The sequence below is a fragment of the Acidovorax sp. JG5 genome, assembly GCF_017939685.1.
GTDB lineage: Bacteria > Pseudomonadota > Gammaproteobacteria > Burkholderiales > Burkholderiaceae_C > Acidovorax.
In genome coordinates this window covers 13,889-32,446 of record NZ_JAGKSE010000022.1, presented here as the reverse complement: position 1 = coordinate 32,446, position 18,558 = coordinate 13,889, and the positions used below count along the sequence as shown (strand labels likewise).

Below are 18,558 nucleotides of genomic sequence, written 5' to 3'. Positions count from 1 at the left end.
CATGAAAACCGTTCGCCGCCACACCGCCGCCCTCAACCTGCCCACCCTGCGGCTCGAAGGCGGCCTGTTTTTGCCCGACGTGCTGGCCAAGGCCGCCCATGGCAGCGCCCGCCTGCAAACCGAGGCGGACTACCGCCTGCCCAAGGGCCTGCAGTTCAAAGACGAAATCGGCCGCGCCTTTCAAATCGCCTGCGCCCAGTGGCGCAGCTTTGCCCCGCTGCTGGAGCGGGCCGACGTCAACCCCCAGCACGCCGCCGCCAGCTTCATCACCGAACTGCTGCGCGACGCCCTGGCCTACCCCAGCGTGGGCGCCAGCAGCGGCATCACCCTGGGTGAGGGCAGCGATGCACGCCACTACCCCATCACCCACTGGGCCAGCGCACCCGGTGCAGGTGACGCCGGCCCCGGCCTGCCCATCGTGGTGGCGCCCCACACCCTGGGGCTGGACGAGCCCGACACACGCTTTGCCATCACCGGCAGCGGCAGCCGCAAAAAAACCGCCTTTCAGCTGGCGCAAGAGCTGCTCAACGCCAGCCCGGCGCACCAATGGGCGCTGGTCAGCAACGGCAAAACCCTGCGCCTGCTGCGCGACGCCGCCACGCTCACCCGCCCCAGCTACCTCGAATTTGATTTGCAAGACCTGCTGGCCGGCCAGCGCCTGGCCGAATTCGCCTTTGTCTGGCGGCTGCTGCACGCCAGCCGCGCCGGGCTGCTGGCCAGCAGCGCAGGGCAGGGCGCCAGCACCGATGCACCGCCCGCCATCGTCTGGGAGGCCTGGCGCGAAGCGGGCCAGGAAGAAGGCACCCGCGTGCGCAACGGCCTGCGCGCGGGCGTCACGCAAGCCCTCATCACCCTGGGCCAGGGTTTTGTGCAACACCCCGCCAACCATGCCCTGCGCCAAGCCCTGCAAGACGGCAGCCTGAGTCCACCCGACTACTTTGCCCAACTGCTGCGGCTCATTTACCGCTGCATCTTCACCTTCAGCGTGGAAGAGCGCGGCCTCATCCCCGCCCAGGCCAGCGCGCAAGAAGCCCAAGACAACCCCGCCGCTGCCCGCGCCAAGGCCGCCGCCGCCCAGGCCTACGCCAGCGGCTACGCCTTGGCCCGCCTGCGCGATTTGGCCCTGCGCCGGCGCGCCCGCACCCGGTTTGACGACCTGTGGCAGGCCGTCAAAATCGTCTTCCACGGCCTGGGCCAAGGCCAGCCACGCTTGGGGCTGCCCGCCTTGGGCGGCCTGTTTGCCGCGCACCAGTGCCCGCACCTGGATGCCGCCCAGCTCACCAACGCCGACCTGCTGGCCTCCATGCACGCCCTGCGCTGGGCGCCCACCCCCGGCGGCGGCCCGCTGGCCCCCATCGACTACCGCAACATGGGCACCGAAGAACTCGGCAGCGTGTACGAAAGCCTGCTGGAGCTGGTGCCCGAGGTGGACTTGCACGCCCGCCGCTTCGGCTTTGTCGGCCTGACGAGTGAAGGCACGTCCATCGTTGCGGTGGCCGGCAACGACCGCAAGCTCACCGGCAGCTACTACACCCCCGACAGCCTGGTGCAAGAGCTCATCCGCAGCGCGCTTGACCCCGTCATTGCGCAGCGCTTGGCGCAAAGCCCCGCGCAGCCGGTCGATGCGCTGCTGGCCATCCGCGTCATCGACCCCGCCTGTGGCAGCGGCCACTTTTTGCTGGCCGCCGCCCGCCGCCTGGCCGAAAAGCTGGCCCAACTGCGCGCGCCCGAAGGCGCCGTCACCCCCCAGGCCTACCGCCACGCCCTGCGCGAAGTGGTGGGCCGCTGCATTTTTGGCGTGGACCGCAACCCCATGGCCATCGAGCTGGCGCGCACCGCCCTGTGGCTGGAAGGTTTTGAAGAAGGCCGCCCGCTGGGCTTTCTGGACCACCACCTGCAGGTGGGCGACGCCCTGCTGGGCCTGACCGACCTGCAAGCGCTGGAGCGCGGCATAGCCAAAGACGCCTTCAAACCCCTGAGCGGCGACGACAAAGAGGTGTGCAAAGCGCTGGCCAAAACCAACGCCGCCGCCCTCAAGCAACTGGCCAAAGACGTGCAAAGCGGCCAGCAACTGCTGGCCTTTGCCACCGATACCGGCCTGCAAGCCCTGCAAGCGCTCGAAGCCCTGGGCGCCGACACCCCCGCAGACGTGGCCGCGCAAGAGCGCGCCTACCATCAAATTTGTGAGCAGCTAGCGCATAGCCCGCTTGGGCTGGCGGCCGATTTGGCTGTAGGTGCCTACCTGCTGCCCAAAACCCCCGACACCGCCGCGCAGGTGCCCACCAGCGAGACGCTGCACCTGGCCCTGACGGCCCCGCACCGGCTGGCCGACAGCGCCCACCCGCAGCACGCCGCCGTGGCCGCCGCCCGCGCCGCCTGCCAGCAGGCGCGCGTGCTGCACTGGCCGCTGGCTTTTGCGCAGGTGTTTGCAGCAGGCGGTTTTGACTGCGTGCTGGGCAACCCGCCGTGGGAAATGCTGCAGCTTGACCCGCAAGAATTTTTCGCCAGCCGCGCCCCCGAAGTGGCCAACGCCCAGCACATGGCTGCGCGCGACAAGATGATTGCGGCATTGGCGCACAGCAACCGGGCGCTGTACGACGCGTTCAAGTTGGCCGAGCGCACCACCGAGGCCGCGCAAGCCTTTATCCACTCCAGTGGTCGTTTCCCCGCTTCAGGCTTTGGCCGTTTGAACCTGGCCTATCTCTTTGCCGAGTTGTTCCTTGATATGAAACGTGCCGATGGTCGTGCCGGGCTCATCGTGCCCTCGGGTATCGCCACCGACTCTTTCACCCAGCACCTGTTTAACAAAATTGCCAGGGGCAATCTGATCAGCTTCTACGATATTGAAAATCGCGAAGCGATATTCGAATCAGTGCATCGCAGCTACAAGTTTTGTCTGTTGACCTTGGGACGTGCAGACAAGGCTGACTTCGTTTGCTTCGCCGGCAAGATGGATGACCTGCACGACACCCGTCGGCGCTTCCAACTCACGCCCGAAGACTTCAAGCTACTCAACCCCAACACCGGCACCTGCCCGGTCTTTCGCTCCAATGCCGATGCCGAGTTGACCAAGAAGATCTACCGCGCCACGCCTGTGCTGTGGCGCGAGAAGACAGACGAGGAAGCAGAAGAGAACCCTTGGGGCTTGAGCCTGATGCTGATGTTCATGATGAACACCGACAGCTACCGCTTCAAAAACGAACCCGCCCCCGGCCGCCTGCCCCTGTACGAAGCCAAGCTCATCCACCAATTCGACCACCGCTGGGCCACCTACACCCCGGCGGGCGACAGCCGCGACCTCACCTTGGCAGAAAAGCAAGACCCCGCCCACACCGTAACCCCGCGCTACTGGGTGAGCGCGCGCGAAGTGTGGCTGCGCGTCTCCACCCTGCCCGAGGGCCTGCGCAAAGCCCTGCAGACCGGCAATGCCGAAGCGGCCCTGCTGTGCGCCACGCAACTACTGTTTGGCTGGCACCTGCAGGACGCGCGCCAGCACAACCCCGCCGTGGGCACCTACACCGCCTGGCAAGCCTTTGTGCGCCAGTACCCCTACGCCAGCGATGTCGCGCCCGTCAGCCTGGGCCTGTGCGGCAACAACCCCGCCGTCCTGGAACCGCTGAACGACCACTACCTGCCCGGGCAGGGCACCGTGGAAGTGTTCATGTCCACCGAGTTCAAGCAATCGGGCTGGTTTGCCGTGGACGCGCAGGCCGAACAGGCCGTGCTGGCCCACACCGCCCGCCAGCGCCACCTCAGCGCCCCTGCCGCACCCCTGCAAAACGCCGACGACGTGCTGGCGCTGGCCGAGCAGTGGCTGCAGCAGTCGTGCCCACCGTGGTTGATGGGCTGGCGCGACATCACCAACGCCACCAACGAGCGCACGGTGATTGCGTCGGTGCTGCCGTTGGCGGGAGTGGGGAACAAAATTCCGTTGTTCGTGATGGACAGTCAGAAAGTCGAGCCGAAACGCGCAGCAGCTTTTTTGGGCAACCTGACAGCATTGGTTTTTGATTTCGTGGCGCGGCAAAAAATTGGCGGAACCACGCTCAATTACTTCTACATCAAGCAATTCCCCGTCCTCCCTCCCGACCGCTACACCGAAGCCGACCTGGCCTACATCGTCCCGCGCGTGCTCGAACTCACCTACACCGCGCACGACCTGGCCGGCTGGGCGCGCGACCTGGGCCACAACGGCCCGCCATTCCCCTTTGCCCCCGAGCGCCGCGCCCAACTGCGCGCCGAGCTCGACGCCTATTACGCCCGCCTCTACGGCCTGACCCGCGACGAGTTGCGCTACATCCTCGACCCCGCCGATGTCCTGGGCGATGACTACCCCAGCGAAACCTTCCGCGTGCTCAAAAACAAAGAGCTGCGCGAGTTTGGCGAGTACCGCACGCAAAGGCTGGTGCTGGCGGCGTGGGATGCGGGTGCTATTTCTCGCGTATCAATATAAAAATTGAAAGAGGGCAGACCCATGTTTGTATGTATGGACGAGGCATTGATTGCCCAGACTGTGCGTGACGCCAAAAGCCGTGTGGTGCTGTGCATTCCTGGCTTTGGTGACGTGGTGGGCGCCGCTGTCATTGAGGCGCACCAGCGATTGCCGGTTGGGCAATTGCTGATCGTGGTGGACGGTACCGACAAGGCTGCCCGCTTGGGCTACGGTCACTTTGACGCAGTGTTCCAGGTACTGCAGGCGGGCGTGCCCATGCGTCTGGAGCAAGGCCTGCGGCTGGGTGTTTTGGTCGCGGACGAGCAAGGTTGGTGCTTTGCCACGCCTCCTTTGTTGGTCGATGCCACCATGGAGCAGGCCACGGCACCCAACGCGCTGGCGCTTAATCCGTCTCAAATTCAACCGACTCTCTCAGCCTTGGGCTATGTTCCGCCCACGCCGAAGGTGGAGCCGCCGCACGCAGCCGCAAAGAAGCCAGAGGTTGCGGACAAAGCAGAAAACGCCACCAGTACCGAGGCGCCAACGTCCGCAGAGACAGATGATTTGCGCACCATTGGACGTGTTGTGGCCACCATAGAGGCTCTGCAACCGGTGCAGGAAAAACTCCGCATCAATCCGCCACAGGCATTTGACGTGGCGCGTAAGGTGCAAGTGTTCAACTCGCTGGTGGACTTTGTCGAAATTGAAATGACGGGCACGCAACTGGCACACCAAAAGGTGTCGCTGCCATCTAAGTTGCTGTCAGTGGCTGACGATGCCACCCGCAAACGCCTCACCACCAGCTTCAGCCTGATTTCACCGCAAGCCAAAATTGCTGATAAATCCAAAGAGTTGCGCCAGGTACTCGACGCCATCCGAAAAAAATACACGCACTCGGTCGCGCCCTATGGTGTGGTTGCGCTGCGTACGGACCGAGAGCCATTAAGGCAGGCCATCGAACGTGTAGCGGCACAGGTCAAAGCCTACTCAGAGGAAATCAAAAAAGAGTTGGGCAAGGAAATTGACAATTCGCGCAAGCAGTTGGTGGAGAGTTTTTTGCCTGCCCTTGTAAAAAAACCGCCAAAGGACCTTGAGTTCGAGTTGGTATACGGAGGAACTGACAAGCCCATCAAGGAGCAGGTGCGCGATTGGATCAATGACCAGCTGGACAAGTGTTTTCCCGCCGTGGACAGCTTGCTTCAAGATATGGAGGTCAGGCTGGTCATCAAGTCGGTGACCTACGAGATGCTCAAAGAACCCAAATTCCAAAAGCTGGTGCGCGATGCTTATCCCAAGATGGATTGGAATAAGCCGTTCGAAGAGTTTTCTGCAGCCCCATCGCTCGTGCAAGCGACATTGGGATACTGAGTTTGAAATGAATCTACCCATCCCGAAGGTCGAATCCCTCACCGTCGAATTCAAAAGCGACCGCAAACGCCTTCCTGACACGGAGCTGGTCGAGGCCGTGGTGTGCCTGGCCAATGCCGAAGGCGGCGAGCTTTGGCTGGGCGTGGAGGACGATGGCACGCCCACCGGCCTGCACCCAGACCACCGCTTGCTGGCTGGCTTGGCCGGCATGGTGGCGGCGCGCACGTCGCCCTCGGTCAATGTCAGCGTGTTGGCGGTAGAGGTGGGCGGTGTGGCTGTGGCTTGCATCCGCGTGCCCAAGGCCCAGGGCGAGGTGGCCACGCAGGGCGGGGTGTATTTGCGACGGCGCATCAAGCATGACGGCACCCCCGAGTGCGCGCCCATGCTGCCGCACGATCGCACCAGCCGCGCGTCGAGTTTTGGCCTGGTGGATGTGTCGGCCCAACCCGTGGCGGGCGCCACGCTGGCCGACTTTGACCCGCTGGAGCGCGAGCGCCTGCGCCAGGCGGTGCAGCAATATGGCGGCGACCGGGTGCTATTGGAGCTGGACGATGAGGCGCTGGACGGTGCCTTGGGGCTCACGGCCCGCCAGCCCGATGGCAGCCGCCTGCCCACGCTGACGGGGCTGCTGCTGGTGGGGCGCGAGGCAGCGCTGCAGCAGCGGGTGCCCACGCACGAGTTCGCCTTTCAGGTGCTGGCGCAGCAGGCGGTAAAGTTCAACGAGTTCCGCCGCTACCCGCTGCTCAAGGCCGTGGATTGGCTGGAGACCAATTTCCGCCCCTACAACCCCGAGGAGGAGTTGCAGGTAGGGCTATTCCGTGTGCCGGTGCCATTGGTGGACATGGGCGCTTTCCGTGAGGCCGTGGCCAATGCCTTGATCCACCGCGACTACCACCGCCTGGGAGCGATGCATGTGCGGCTGGAGGACGACGCGCTGGTGGTGAGCAACCCCGGCGGCCTGGTGGATGGCGTCACGCTGGCCAACCTGCTGGTGACCGAGCCGCGTCCGCGCAATCGGGCGCTGGCCGATGCCATGAAGCGCATTGGCGTGGTGGAGCGCTCGGGTCGTGGCGTGGACACCATTTACCGGGGGCTGCTCAAGTTTGGCCGCCCGGCGCCCGACTACAGCCGCACCGATGCGCAGAACGTGGTGCTGCGCCTGCCCACCGGTCCGGCCGACTTGGAGTTTCGCCGCCTGGTGGTGGACGAGGAGCGCCGCCGCAATGCCGAACTGCCCATTGATTCGCTGATTGCCCTGGGAGCTTTGCGAGAGCTCAAGCGACTGACGGTGGAAGAACTGGCCGAACGCATTCAGCGCGATGTGGCTTCGGCCAAGCGCACGCTGGAGGCATTGACCGAGGCAGGCTTTGTGGAGGCGCATGGCGCCACGCGCGGGCGCACCTACATGCTGTCGGCCGCTGTGTATGGCGCTGTGGCTGACAAGGCGGCCTACACGCGGCAAGCAGGCTTTGCGCCCATTCAGCACGAGCAGATGGTGCTGAGCTACGTGCGCCAGCATGGGCGCATCAAGCGGGCAGAGGTGATGGAGCTGTGCCGTTTGAGCGAGTGGCAGGCGAAATATTTGCTTAAACGCATGAATGCAGCGGGAAGCATTGTGTTGAACGGGTCTGGCAAAAGTGCGGTGTATGTACTCGGTGCCATCCAAACGGGGTGAATTTCGGATGAATCGGATGAATTCGGGTGGTTTATGGGTGGTTTACGGGTGGTTTATGGATGCGCCGTCCAGTTTTGAGCGCGTATGAACCCCCTGCAACGCGCCCTCATCGAAAAAGTCGGCCACGATAACGGCTTTGAATACGTGCTGCCGGGCGATGTGCAGCATATGGCCCTGGCGTCGGCCCGGCACCCGGCACGGGTGCGCGTGTCGGTGGCGGGGCAGGGCTTCGAGGTGGCAATCGACACCGGCAGTGCCACGCTGGCGCAAGAACTTGCGCGCACCTTTGCCGCGAGCCCCGCGGATGCCACCACGTTTGTGCTGCCGTCCGAAGCCCTGCTGGCCCAATGGCTGCGCCGTGCCGCAGCGTTGTCCCAGGCGCTGCCCAACCAGGCGGTGGCTTCGTTCGAACAGCAAGTGCAGGCCGAGCTGTCGCAGCTGGCCCCGCCCGTGGCGCAGAGCACCGAGGTGCTGCGCATGGTGCGCCAGCGGCTGGGGCAGCAGGCCTACCGCCAGGCCATGCTGGACTATTGGGGGGGCGCGTGTGCGGTCACCGGGCTGGCCCTGGCGCCCGTTTTGCGTGCCAGCCACGCCAAACCCTGGGTCGTGTGCGATAGCGATGCGGAGCGGCTGGATGTTTTTAATGGCTTGCTGCTGGCGCCGCACCTCGATGCGCTGTTCGACCAGTTCTTGCTGAGTTTTGACGAGCATGGCCGTGCGCTCATTTCGCCGCAGTTGGATGTGGCTGCGTGTGAGGTACTGGGGCTGCGACCAACGATGCAGATGCGCTGGATGGCACCGGAGCACCAGCGGTACATGGGGTATCACAGGCAACGGTTTCTCACTGGCCCATAGGGCAACGCAGAAAACCTGGGCCGGTTTTCTTGCGGAGGCGGCGTGGGTGCCAGCGAGCCTCGATGTCCGGTGCCATTTTTTGGCTGACTTGGACATTCTGAGCCGATAAGCTGCTTGCACTTTGGTTTGATCCACAAACGGTATGCATCACCAGCTTCCTTCCCCATCGACCTGTCAGCAGGTCTCGGTCCTTCAGTCGCGGGATTTGGTGGCCGGACTGGGCGCGGCGCCGCGCCATTTGTTGGCCACTTGCCTGGCGTTGTTTGAAGATGGAACCTTGCAGCAGCGCCTGTCAGAGCGCATTGATGCCCTGGGGAAAAGGTGGGCATCCAGAGGCCACCGTGGGCAGGAGGAGGGTGACGCAGCCGCCATGCCGTCTCCCGTGGCTTCGTTGCAGCAGGGCGTGATCGATTGGCAGCAGGCGCCCGTGCCGGACGATGATTTGCGCCTGTTGCTGTGGATGCGTCTGCGTGAGGCCTTCGGGTTGGATGCCTCGACGTTTGGCAGCCTTCGTTCGGCCGGTACGGCCGCCGATGACTTGGTGGCCACTTTGCTGGCTTCGTTGCAGCCGGGCCTGCTCGACAAGGCCAAGGCAGGCTTGGGCATGGAGACCCGCACGGCCCCCGACAGCCTGGACGCCTTGGCCCGCCAGACGCTGGATGAAATGCTGGCCCAGGTCATGCAAGGCGACGATGCCGCCCACGCCACAGCGCGTCAGGCCTTGGTGGCCGATGTTCGGCAGCGGGTGTCGCAGCTTGATCCGACGGTACGCGCCCAACTGCTGGAGGCTATCGGTGCGCGTGAACTGAATGACGACGCCATTCGAACCATCTTGCTTACCGGGGGCGGGCTGGCCTCCTTGGGCACAGCGGTGAGCGTGGCGGGGTTTTCTGCGTACATCCTGGCAGCGCAGGCTTCGGCATTCATTCCGCTGGTAAGTGGCCCAGCGCTGGTGTCTTTTGTGGCGGTGCTTTCCAACCCGGTCACCATTGTGCTGGCCACGCTGGGCACAGGATGGTGGGCCGCGCGTTCTGCCAATCAAAAGATCCAGGCCGCCATCGCCATGCGGGTGATTGCGTTGCTGGCGCTCAACGGTTTGACGGCGGGTAACGCTGGCTTGCGGGCCATGGCGCAGGCTTTTGGTCGTGTGTCTGAGCTCGACCGCCTGGGGACACTGCCGCGCAGCGTGCATGAGCGCTACCGGGGCGACTGGGCCTTGATTTGCCCCGCCCATCGCGACCCAGTGGCCTTGCGCCCCGAGGTTGCCCGGATGATGGAGCGCGGTTTGCCCGGTCAGCCAGAGGCGGACGGCTGGGCCCGTGTGATGCGCGAGGGTGACGGTGCGCATTCCGACATGGCTGCCATGTCAGCGTTGACGCTGGGCGAGCTTTTGTACCACCTGCATGTGCTTAACCCGCAGGTGCTGCAGGCGGCCGATTTTTCGCGAATTCCTGACCTTTCCGATCCGTTGGAATTCGGCGCGTTTGCCCATGCCGTGGCTTCGCTGGGCGTCGAGGCCCAGTTGGGTGCCATCAGCAACTTGAAGGGCTATGTGGCGGAACAGGTGGTTGCGAGCCAGTTGGTACAGCAAGGGCACATTGTTGAGTTTCCGGCCACAGCCAATGAGCCAGGCTGGGATTTGATGGTGGATGGCATCAAGTTCCAGGTGAAAAACGCGGCTGATCTGTCATTGTTGGAGCAGCATTTTGAGCGCTACGACTACCCAGTTCTGGCCAATGCCGAGGTGGCGGAGATGCTGGCCCTAGCGGATGAAAAAGGGCAGCTGCCGGAGTGGGCCAGTCAGGTCCATTTTGTCGAGGGCTATAGCCAGGAAGGGGTGCAACATGTCACGGAGCACACGCTGGATGCGGGGGACGCATTGCTGCACCCCCATGTGCCTGCGTTTGCTGTGGTGCTGAGTGCCCTGCGCGAATGGCAGCGATACAGCGCGGGGCAAACCACGGCTTCATTGGCGCTGCAGGAGGTGATGATCAATGGATCGATTCGAGCGGGCCTGGCGGTGGCGGGCAATTTCGCTGGTGTGACCATTGGCCTGCTCGTGTTTGGCCCTGCCGGTGGTTTGGTGTTGGGCTCGGTCTTGCCCATACTGAGCCGCACACAATCGGAGCGCGCTAAGGCCTTGGCCGACAAGGTGGTGCGTGGCAAGGGTTACATGGTTTGGCAGGAGCAAGCTTGTCAGGCGCATAGAACCCTGGTCGAGCGACTGGAGTCAGGTTTGAAGGACAAGGCAGAACGGCTGAAGTTACGCACAACTTCAGGAACAGACTTTGCGACGGACTACGTAAGGTGGCGGCTGAACGATGAGCTGCGCTTTCTGCGCGAGACATGGCTGCGTTTGCAGACCATTTCTCAGGGGGCCGAGTCGGATATTGAGGCCGCCGCCGAAAAACTGCTGTTGTGGATCGGTACTTGCACGCTACATCCTGCGGTGTATCAGGTCGAGTTGATGCAGTGGCTGCGCGTCATGGAGCTGCGCCCCACCTTGGGGCAAAACCTGGCGGAGAAAGGCCAATCTGGCTTGACGGGGTTGCGTGACTTCTTTGCTGGGGTCAAAGAAGGCTGGGAAGAGGGCCGGAGCAAATTCAGGCCGTAGGCAAGAGTAGGCCAACATCTGCGGGAAGAAGCCAGCATCCACGGTGCTTCCACTCCCATGCAAAAAATCGTCTTACATCCGCCCTTACATCGGACGGAAAAAGAAAAACCCCGCTATCTTTTGGATAGCGGGGTTTCCTTTACTGACTTGGTGCCGGAGAGATGAATCGAACACCCGACCTTCTCATTACGAATGAGCTGCTCTACCGACTGAGCTACACCGGCGTAAGCCTGCGATTATAGCTTGGAATGATAGCTTGTCACCCGCTCCACCTCATTTTTTGAACCCAGGATCACGCTGACGCGTTCATGCAACTGGGTGGGCTGGATGTCCAGGATGCGTTGCTTGCCGTTGGTGGCGGCGCCGCCTGCTTGCTCGATGAGCCAGCCCATGGGGTTGGCTTCGTACATCAGGCGCAGCTTGCCGGGCTTGTGGGGTTCGCGCTTGTCCCAGGGGTACATGAAGATGCCGCCACGCGTCATGATGCGGTGCACGTCGGCCACCATGCTGGCGATCCAGCGCATGTTGAAGTCCTTGCCGCGCGGGCCTTCCTTGCCTTGCAGGCATTCGTCGATGTAGCGCTTGACCGGCTCGTCCCAGTGGCGCATGTTGCTCATGTTGATGGCGAATTCCTTGGTGTCCTCGGGAATGCGCACATTTTCTTGCGTCAGCACGAACGAGCCCTGTTCGCGGTCGAGCGTGAACATGGCCACGCCGTCGCCCACCGTGAGCACCAGCGTGGTCTGTGGTCCGTAAACGCAATAACCGGCAGCCACCTGCTGGTTGCCAGGCTGCAGGAAGTCGCCCTCGTCCACGTCGCGGTCGTCTTCGGGCATCTTGAGCACGCTGAAGATGGTGCCAATGCTCACGTTGACGTCAATGTTGCTGGAGCCGTCGAGGGGATCGAACAGCAGCAGGTATTCGCCCTTGGGGTAGCGGTTGGGCACCACGTAGATGCCGTCCATTTCCTCGCTGGCCATGCCAGCCAGATGGCCGCCCCATTCGTTGGCTTCGATGAGCACTTCGTTGGCAATGATGTCGAGCTTTTTCTGGATTTCGCCTTGCACGTTCTCGCTCTCGGCACTGCCGAGAACGCCACCGAGGGCGCCTTTGTTGACGGCGTGGCTGATGCTCTTGCAGGCACGCGCCACCACTTCCAGCAGCAGACGCAATTGCCCGGGGATGAGGCCGTCCACGCGCTGCTGTTCGACCAGGTAGCGGGTCAGGCTGATGTTTTTTGCCATCTCAGAGTTTCCTTTCATTAATCCAGCATGTCACTGCACGCCCCGCGCAGCCGGTAAAACTGGCGCGTCCAAGGCCAGTGCCACCGTGGAACCGGCTTTGCCGGGCCAGGGTGGCGTCCCCCTTGGGGGACGGCGCGAAGCGACACAGGGGGCACTTATTCAGCCAGTGCGCGGGTGACGACCTCGCGCACGTCGTTGCTCAGGTCGGGGCGTGCGGCCACGCGGGCGATGGCCTCGCGGGCGCCGCTGCGCCAGGGTTCGGCCAGCTTTTTCCAGCGGTCCAGGGCGCGCGCCAGGCGTGCGGCCACCTGCGGGTTGATGGCGTCGAGCTCGATCACGCGGTCGCTCCAGAACACGTAGCCGGCCGCGTCGGCGCGGTGGAACGCTCCGGGGTTGGCGCTGCAGTAGCTGAAGATCACGCTGCGCGCGCGGTTGGGGTTCTTGAGGCTGAAGTCCGGGTGCTGCATGAGCTGGCGCACGGCGGGCAGCACATTGCCGCCGCGGTCGGGCGCGCCTGCCTGCAGGGCAAACCACTTGTCGATGACCAGGGGTTCGTCCTTGAACAGGGCATGAAAGCGCGCCAGGGCCGGGGCCGCCAGTTCACTGCCGCTGGCCACCAGCGCGGTGAGGGCGTTGAAGCGGTCGGTCATGTTGGCCGCCACCTTGAAGCGCTGGTAGGCCTTGCCGGGCCACACCACATCGCCAGTGCGACGGGCGGCGATGCACAGCATGTGCAGCGCCAGCCCGCTGAGCGCGCGGCGGCCCGACGACACCGGGTCAGGGCGGTAGCCGCCGGTGTCCTGGTTTTGCTCCCAGGCCTGTTCCCAGTCGGCCTGCAGGGCCAGTGCCAGCTGCTCGCGCATGGCTTCGCGCACGGCATGGATGCGCTGCGGGTCCACCACATCGAGCTGCTCGGCGATGTAGGTTTCGGACGGCAGCGTGAGCACCAGTTCCTTGAAGGCCGCGTCCAGCGCCGGGTTGCGCAGCACGCTGCGCATGGCTTCGATGAAGTCGGTACCAAGAATTTGATGATCAAAACTGCCGCTAGCGCTTGTTGCATAAGCGCTATCAGCTATTGCATTGATAGCGGTGCGCAGCGCCAGGCGCTGGCCTGCTTCCCAGCGGTTGAAGGCGTCGGCATCGTGCGCCAGCAGCGTGAGCAACTGGGCATCGGTGTACTCGATGTCCAGCACCACGGGGGCGCTGAAGTTGCGCAGCAGCGAGGGCACCGGCTCGGCATCCACATGCACGAAGGTGAGCGTTTGCGTGGGCTCGGTGAGCACCACGGTGCGCGATGCGGCGCCTGCGGCGCTTTCGCCCGCCATCTGCAAGGGCAGGGCATCGCCGCTGGCACTGAGCAGGCCCAGCTCCACCGGAATGACGAACGGCTCCTTGGCGCTCTGGCCGGGCGTAGGGACGCAGCTTTGCGTGAGCGTGAGCGTGTAGCTGCGGGCAGCAGCGTCGTACTGGCCCGTGGCCTGCACGCGGGGCGTGCCGGCCTGGCTGTACCAGCGCTTGAACTGGGGCAGCAGGCGCGCGAGGTCGCTGGTGGGGTTGGCGTCGGCAATCGCCTGGGCGAAGTCGTCGCAGGTCACGGCCTGGCCGTCGTGGCGCGCGAAATACAGCTTCATGCCCTTGGCAAAGCCTTCGCGGCCCACCAGGGTGTGCATCATGCGCACCACCTCGGCACCCTTTTCGTAGATGGTGACGGTGTAGAAATTGTTGATCTCGATGTAGCTGTCGGGCCGCACCGGGTGGGCCATGGGGCCGGCGTCTTCGGGGAACTGGGCGGTGCGCAGCACACGCACATCTTCAATGCGCTTGACGGCGCGGGCCGACGGGCTGCCGGCCAGATCCTGGCTGAACTCCTGGTCGCGAAAGACCGTGAGGCCTTCCTTCAGCGAGAGCTGGAACCAGTCGCGGCAGGTGACGCGGTTGCCGGTCCAGTTGTGGAAGTATTCGTGGCCGACCACGCTTTCGATGTTGCCGAAGTCGGTGTCGGTGGCGGTGGACTCGCTGGCCAGAACGTACTTGGTGTTGAAGATGTTCAGGCCCTTGTTCTCCATGGCGCCCATGTTGAAGTCGCTGGTGGCGACGATCATGAAGCGCTCCAGGTCCAGCGGCAGGCCGAAGCGGGCTTCGTCCCAGGCCACGCTGTACATCAGCGAGTTCATGGCGTGCTCGGTCTTGCCCAGGTCGCCGGGGCGCACATACACCTGCAGCAGGTGCTCGGTGCCCGAGCGGCTCTTGATCTTCTGCTCGCGCGCCACCAGCTTGCCCGCCACCAGGGCGAACAGGTAGCAGGGCTTTTTGTGCGGATCGACCCATTTGGCAAAGTGACGACCATCGTCCAGCGCACCGCTGTCCACCAGGTTGCCGTTGGAGAGCAGCACCGGGTACAGCATCTTGTCGGCGCGCAGCGTGACGGTGTAGCTGGCCATCACGTCCGGGCGATCCAGGAAATAGGTGATGCGCCGAAAGCCCTCGGCCTCGCACTGCGTGAAGAACGTGCCCTGGCTCACATACAGGCCCATGAGCTGCGTGTTCTTGGCCGGCGCGCAGGTGGTGAAGATTTCCAGATCGAAGGGCTCGGTGCCTTCGGGCAGGTTCTCCAACACCAGCTGGTTGCCATCCATCTTGAACGAGGTGCCGCCGCCATTGACCATGACGCGTGCCAAGTTCAGCTCTTCGCCGTCCAGGCGCAGCGGCTGCGCGGCCACGTCCGGGTTGCGGCGCAGGCGCATCTTGTTGAGCACGCGGGTCTTGGCGGGGTCCAGGTCGAACGTCAGGTCGACGGTGTCGATCCACCAAGCCGGGGCCTGGTAGTCGGCGCGGTGAATGGCGGGCGCTGGGCCCTGGCCGTCACGCATTTGCAACATGGGTTTTCCTTAAACGCCCTGCTTGAGGGAGGCTTCGATGAATGCGTCGAGGTCGCCGTCCAGCACCTTCTGGGTGGCAGAGATTTCGACGTTGGTGCGCAGGTCCTTGATACGGCTGTTGTCCAGCACATAGCTGCGAATCTGGTGGCCCCAGCCGACATCGGTTTTGGTGTCTTCCAGCTTCTGCGCCTCTTCCTGGCGCTTGCGCATCTCGAAATCGTAGAGCTTGGAGCGCAGGCGCTGCCAGGCAATGTCGCGGTTGCCGTGCTGGCTGCGGCCATCCTGGCACTGCACCACGATGCCCGTGGGCATGTGCGTCAGGCGCACGGCCGAATCGGTCTTGTTGATGTGCTGGCCGCCCGCGCCCGATGCGCGGTAGGTGTCGGTGCGCACATCGGCCGGGTTGATGTCGATCTGGATCGAGTCATCGATCTCGGGGTAGACGAACAGGCTGGCAAAGCTGGTGTGGCGCCCGCCCGAGCTATCGAACGGGCTCTTGCGCACCAGGCGGTGCACGCCGGTTTCGGTGCGCAGCAGACCATAGGCGTATTCGCCTTCGATCTTGATCGTGGCGCTCTTGAGCCCGGCGACGTCGCCCGGCGTTTCTTCTTCGACCGTGGTCTTGAAGCCCTTGCGCTCGGCGTACTTGAGGTACTGGCGCAGCAGCATGCTGGCCCAGTCGCAAGCCTCGGTGCCGCCGGCGCCGGCCTGGATGTCGACAAAGCAGTTGAGCGGATCGGCTTCCATGCGGAACATGCGCCGGAACTCGAGCTGTTCGATCTCGGGTTTGAGCTTGGCGGTTTCGGCTTCGATGGTCATCAAGCCCGCTTCGTCGCCTTCTTCCTTGCTCATGTCGTAGAGCTCGCTGTTGTCGGCCAGCTCACGCGTGAGTTTGTCGAGCGTGAGTACCACGCCGTCCAGGGATTTCTTTTCCTTGCCCAGCTCCTGGGCTTTCTTGGGATCGTTCCAGACCGAAGGGTCTTCGAGCGATGCGTTTACCGTGCGCAGGCGTTCAAATTTGGCATCGAAGTCAAAGATACCTCCGTAACTCTTGCGTTCGCACGGCCAGGTCGTTGAGGGTGTTGCCAATGAGGTTGATACGTTCTGCGTCCATGGTGTTGTCCTGGGTGTCTTGTGGAATAACCCGTGATTTTCTCATGGGAGCAGATCCCCGGTGCCCAAGGCCCTGCGGCCAGCCGGGCGGCCACGGCGATCACCGGGATATCGCCCAAAAAATATCAAAAAAGATAGCTGCTTGCGCTTGGTACATAAGCGCTAGAGCCATTTTCTTTATATATCACCCACAAACTGCTCGATCAGTGCCGCCACGGCTTCGGGCTGGTCGTGGTGCAGCATGTGGCCGGCGTCGGGCACCACCGCAATGCGGCAGTTGCGTACATGGGTCAGGCGCTGGTGGTATTCGTCCAGGCTGTATTGGCCCTTCGACCACCGGCCCAGGCTGTCGTCGCCAGCCTCTACGGCCAGCGTGGGCGCGCTGATGGCTTCGTAAAGCGCCAGCACTTCGTCCAGGCGAAACAACTGCGCGCTGGTGACCTTGTGCGCCGGGTCGCCCAGGATTTCCCACTGCCCGCCGGCCTTGGGCGCGGCCCAGTGCCGGGCCAGCCAGTCGGCCTTGTCCTGCGACAGGCGCGGGTTGGTCTTCATGAGGCGCTGGGCCACGCTGGCCGCGCTGTCATAGGCCTTGAGCGCCATCCCGCCCTGCGGCAGCTGCTTCATCTCGTCCAGCCACTGCGCATAGCGCGCCGGCGCCTGGCTGGGCCGGGTGGCGGGCAGGCCGAAGCCTTCGAGGTTGACCAGGCGCCGAATGCGCGCGGGCCGCACGCCCGCATACAGCATGGCCACGTTGCCGCCCATGCTGTGCCCCACCAGATCGACGGGCTGCTCGCCCACCATCTGGTCCAGTAGCTGGTCGAGGTCGGCCAGGTAGTCGGCAAACACATAGTGATCGCAGGGCGAGGGCAGGCGGCTTTGGCCAAAGCCGCGCCAGTCGGGCGCAATGATCTGGCGCCCCGCCGCAAAGGCCTCGGAGAACGCATCCACGACGAACTGGTAGGACGCGCCCACATCCATCCAGCCATGCACCAGCACCAGCGGGGTGCTGCCGGGCCGGGCCTCGCCCCACAGATGCAGGTGGTAGCGCAGCGTGCGCAGGGGGATGGAGTGGCTGCGGTGCGGGCGGAGTGGTGTGTACATGGCGGCATTATTGGGGGCGCTGCAGCCGATGGCTGTCAACCACAAGACTGCCGGGTGCTGGCCGATTGCGCCGGCTTTTGCGGGCAGGGAATGCCCCCCTGGCGGACTGAGCGATCCGTTGCCGGCAAGCGGCCATGCCAAAGCAGCTCTTACACTGCGGCACATCATTTTTGGAGCCTGCATGAAAACCATCCAGCTCGGTCAGAGCGACCTGCATGTCACCCCCATCTGCCTGGGCACCATGACCTTTGGCGAGCAGGTGAGCGAGGCCGATTCCCATGCCATCCTCGATCGCTCGCTTGCGCGCGGGGTCAACTTCATCGACACGGCCGAGATGTATGCCGTGCCGGCCCGGGCGCCCACCTTTGGCGCCACCGAAACCATCATCGGCAACTGGTTTGCCAAGAACCCGGGCGCGCGCCAGAAGCTGGTGCTGGCCAGCAAGGTGGCCGGGCCTTCGCGCGGCATGCCCTGGATTCGCGAAGGCAAAGGCATGACGGCCGCCGACATCGTGGCCTCGTGCGAGGGCAGCCTGCGGCGCCTGCAGACCGATGTGATCGACCTCTACCAAATCCACTGGCCCGAGCGCCATGTGCCGGCCTTTGGCACCAAATACTACGACCCGGCCAAGGAAACCGAGCAGACGCCCATCCACGAGCAGCTGCAGGCGCTGGCCGGGCTGGTCAAGGCCGGCAAGGTGCGACACATTGGCCTGTCCAACGAAACGCCCTACGGCGTGTACGAGTTCGTGCGCCTGGCTCAGCAGCATGGCCTGCCGCGCGTGGCCACGGTGCAGAACCCCTATTGCCTGATCAACCGCAGCTACGACAACGCGCTCGACGAAACCTGCCACCGCCTGAGCGTGTCGCTGCTGGCCTATTCGCCGCTGGGCTTTGGCCTGCTCACGGGCAAGTACGACGCCAGCGGCATCGAGGGGCCGGGCGCGCCCCAGGGCGCCCGCATTGCCAGCTATGAATCGGTGCGCAAGCAACGCTGGGGCCGCCCCGAGGCGCTGGCCGCCGCGCGCCGCTACAACCAGCTCGCGCGCGAGCATGGCCTGACGCCCACGCAGCTGGCGCTGGCCTTTTGCTACACCAACTGGCGCGTGGCCAGCACCATCATCGGCGTGACCTCGCTGGCGCAGCTCGACGAAGACCTGGCCGCCTGGGGCACCGCGCTGTCGCCCGAGTTGCTGGCGGCCATCGACCAGATTCGTTGGCAGGTGGGCGACCCCGCTATTTGAGATGAAATCAGCCTGCAGCGCTTGCTGGTAAAGC

Annotated in this window: 10 protein-coding genes and 1 tRNA gene; 6 read left to right on the top strand and 5 right to left on the bottom strand. The window is 64.0% G+C overall.

The window, feature by feature from the left end; all coding sequences use genetic code 11:
* Position 1: 1 nt before the first annotated feature.
* The 5 genes from J8G26_RS16135 (at position 2) to J8G26_RS16115 (ending at position 10,944) form a co-directional block, all read left to right on the top strand.
* Positions 2 to 4,453, top strand: a complete 4,452-nt coding sequence (locus J8G26_RS16135) for an N-6 DNA methylase (RefSeq protein WP_210570154.1) — start codon at positions 2 to 4, stop codon at positions 4,451 to 4,453.
* A gap of 33 nt (positions 4,454 to 4,486) precedes the next feature.
* Positions 4,487 to 5,800, top strand: a complete 1,314-nt coding sequence (locus tag J8G26_RS16130; RefSeq protein ID WP_210570150.1) for a hypothetical protein — start codon at positions 4,487 to 4,489, stop codon at positions 5,798 to 5,800.
* A 7-nt stretch (positions 5,801 to 5,807) separates the two neighbouring features.
* The gene (locus J8G26_RS16125) at positions 5,808 to 7,475 is read left to right on the top strand and encodes an ATP-binding protein (RefSeq protein ID WP_210570148.1); all 1,668 of its coding nucleotides are present in this window, start codon (positions 5,808 to 5,810) and stop codon (positions 7,473 to 7,475) included.
* A gap of 84 nt (positions 7,476 to 7,559) precedes the next feature.
* Positions 7,560 to 8,330 (top strand): HNH endonuclease, encoded by a 771-nt coding sequence (locus J8G26_RS16120; RefSeq protein WP_210570146.1) that lies wholly within the window; start codon positions 7,560 to 7,562, stop codon positions 8,328 to 8,330.
* Between the two features lie 370 nt (positions 8,331 to 8,700).
* Positions 8,701 to 10,944: a hypothetical protein gene (locus J8G26_RS16115; protein ID WP_210570144.1), complete on the top strand. Its 2,244-nt coding sequence runs from the start codon at positions 8,701 to 8,703 to the stop codon at positions 10,942 to 10,944.
* A gap of 148 nt (positions 10,945 to 11,092) precedes the next feature.
* Here J8G26_RS16115 and J8G26_RS16110 read toward each other — a convergent pair.
* From J8G26_RS16110 to J8G26_RS16090, 5 genes are all read right to left on the bottom strand, one after another.
* Positions 11,093 to 11,168, bottom strand: a tRNA-Thr gene (locus J8G26_RS16110).
* Between the two features lie 12 nt (positions 11,169 to 11,180).
* Complete coding sequence (locus J8G26_RS16105; protein ID WP_210570142.1) at positions 11,181 to 12,188, bottom strand: class 1 fructose-bisphosphatase; 1,008 nt, start codon at positions 12,186 to 12,188, stop codon at positions 11,181 to 11,183.
* 155 nt (positions 12,189 to 12,343) lie between these two features.
* Entirely contained in the window at positions 12,344 to 15,067 is a 2,724-nt protein-coding gene (gene pepN, locus J8G26_RS16100; RefSeq protein ID WP_210570140.1) for an aminopeptidase N, read from the bottom strand.
* A gap of 9 nt (positions 15,068 to 15,076) precedes the next feature.
* A protein-coding gene (prfB, locus tag J8G26_RS16095) for a peptide chain release factor 2 (RefSeq protein WP_210570138.1) occupies positions 15,077 to 16,181 on the bottom strand; the annotation gives its coding sequence in 2 pieces (ribosomal slippage) (positions 15,077 to 16,099 and positions 16,101 to 16,181; 1,104 coding nt in all).
* Positions 16,182 to 16,357: 176 nt separating this feature from the next.
* Positions 16,358 to 17,281, bottom strand: coding sequence for an alpha/beta hydrolase (locus J8G26_RS16090; RefSeq protein WP_210570136.1), 924 nt, complete (start codon positions 17,279 to 17,281; stop codon positions 16,358 to 16,360).
* A gap of 181 nt (positions 17,282 to 17,462) precedes the next feature.
* On the opposite strand from J8G26_RS16090, the gene J8G26_RS16085 reads away from it, so the two are divergent.
* The gene (locus J8G26_RS16085) at positions 17,463 to 18,524 is read left to right on the top strand and encodes an aldo/keto reductase (RefSeq protein ID WP_087745018.1); all 1,062 of its coding nucleotides are present in this window, start codon (positions 17,463 to 17,465) and stop codon (positions 18,522 to 18,524) included.
* Positions 18,525 to 18,558: the final 34 nt, after the last annotated feature.

Bases quoted from the DNA above. Each gene is read 5' to 3' on its own strand.
- J8G26_RS16135 (WP_210570154.1), top strand. From the start codon at position 2: ATGAAAACCGTTCGCCGCCACACCGCCGCCCTCAACCTGCCCACCCTG.
- J8G26_RS16130 (WP_210570150.1), top strand. From the start codon at position 4,487: ATGGACGAGGCATTGATTGCCCAGACTGTGCGTGACGCCAAAAGCCGT.
- J8G26_RS16125 (WP_210570148.1), top strand. From the start codon at position 5,808: ATGAATCTACCCATCCCGAAGGTCGAATCCCTCACCGTCGAATTCAAA.
- J8G26_RS16120 (WP_210570146.1), top strand. From the start codon at position 7,560: ATGAACCCCCTGCAACGCGCCCTCATCGAAAAAGTCGGCCACGATAAC.
- J8G26_RS16115 (WP_210570144.1), top strand. From the start codon at position 8,701: ATGCCGTCTCCCGTGGCTTCGTTGCAGCAGGGCGTGATCGATTGGCAG.
- J8G26_RS16105 (WP_210570142.1), bottom strand. From the start codon at position 12,188: ATGGCAAAAAACATCAGCCTGACCCGCTACCTGGTCGAACAGCAGCGC.
- pepN (WP_210570140.1), bottom strand. From the start codon at position 15,067: ATGTTGCAAATGCGTGACGGCCAGGGCCCAGCGCCCGCCATTCACCGC.
- J8G26_RS16090 (WP_210570136.1), bottom strand. From the start codon at position 17,281: ATGTACACACCACTCCGCCCGCACCGCAGCCACTCCATCCCCCTGCGC.
- J8G26_RS16085 (WP_087745018.1), top strand. From the start codon at position 17,463: ATGAAAACCATCCAGCTCGGTCAGAGCGACCTGCATGTCACCCCCATC.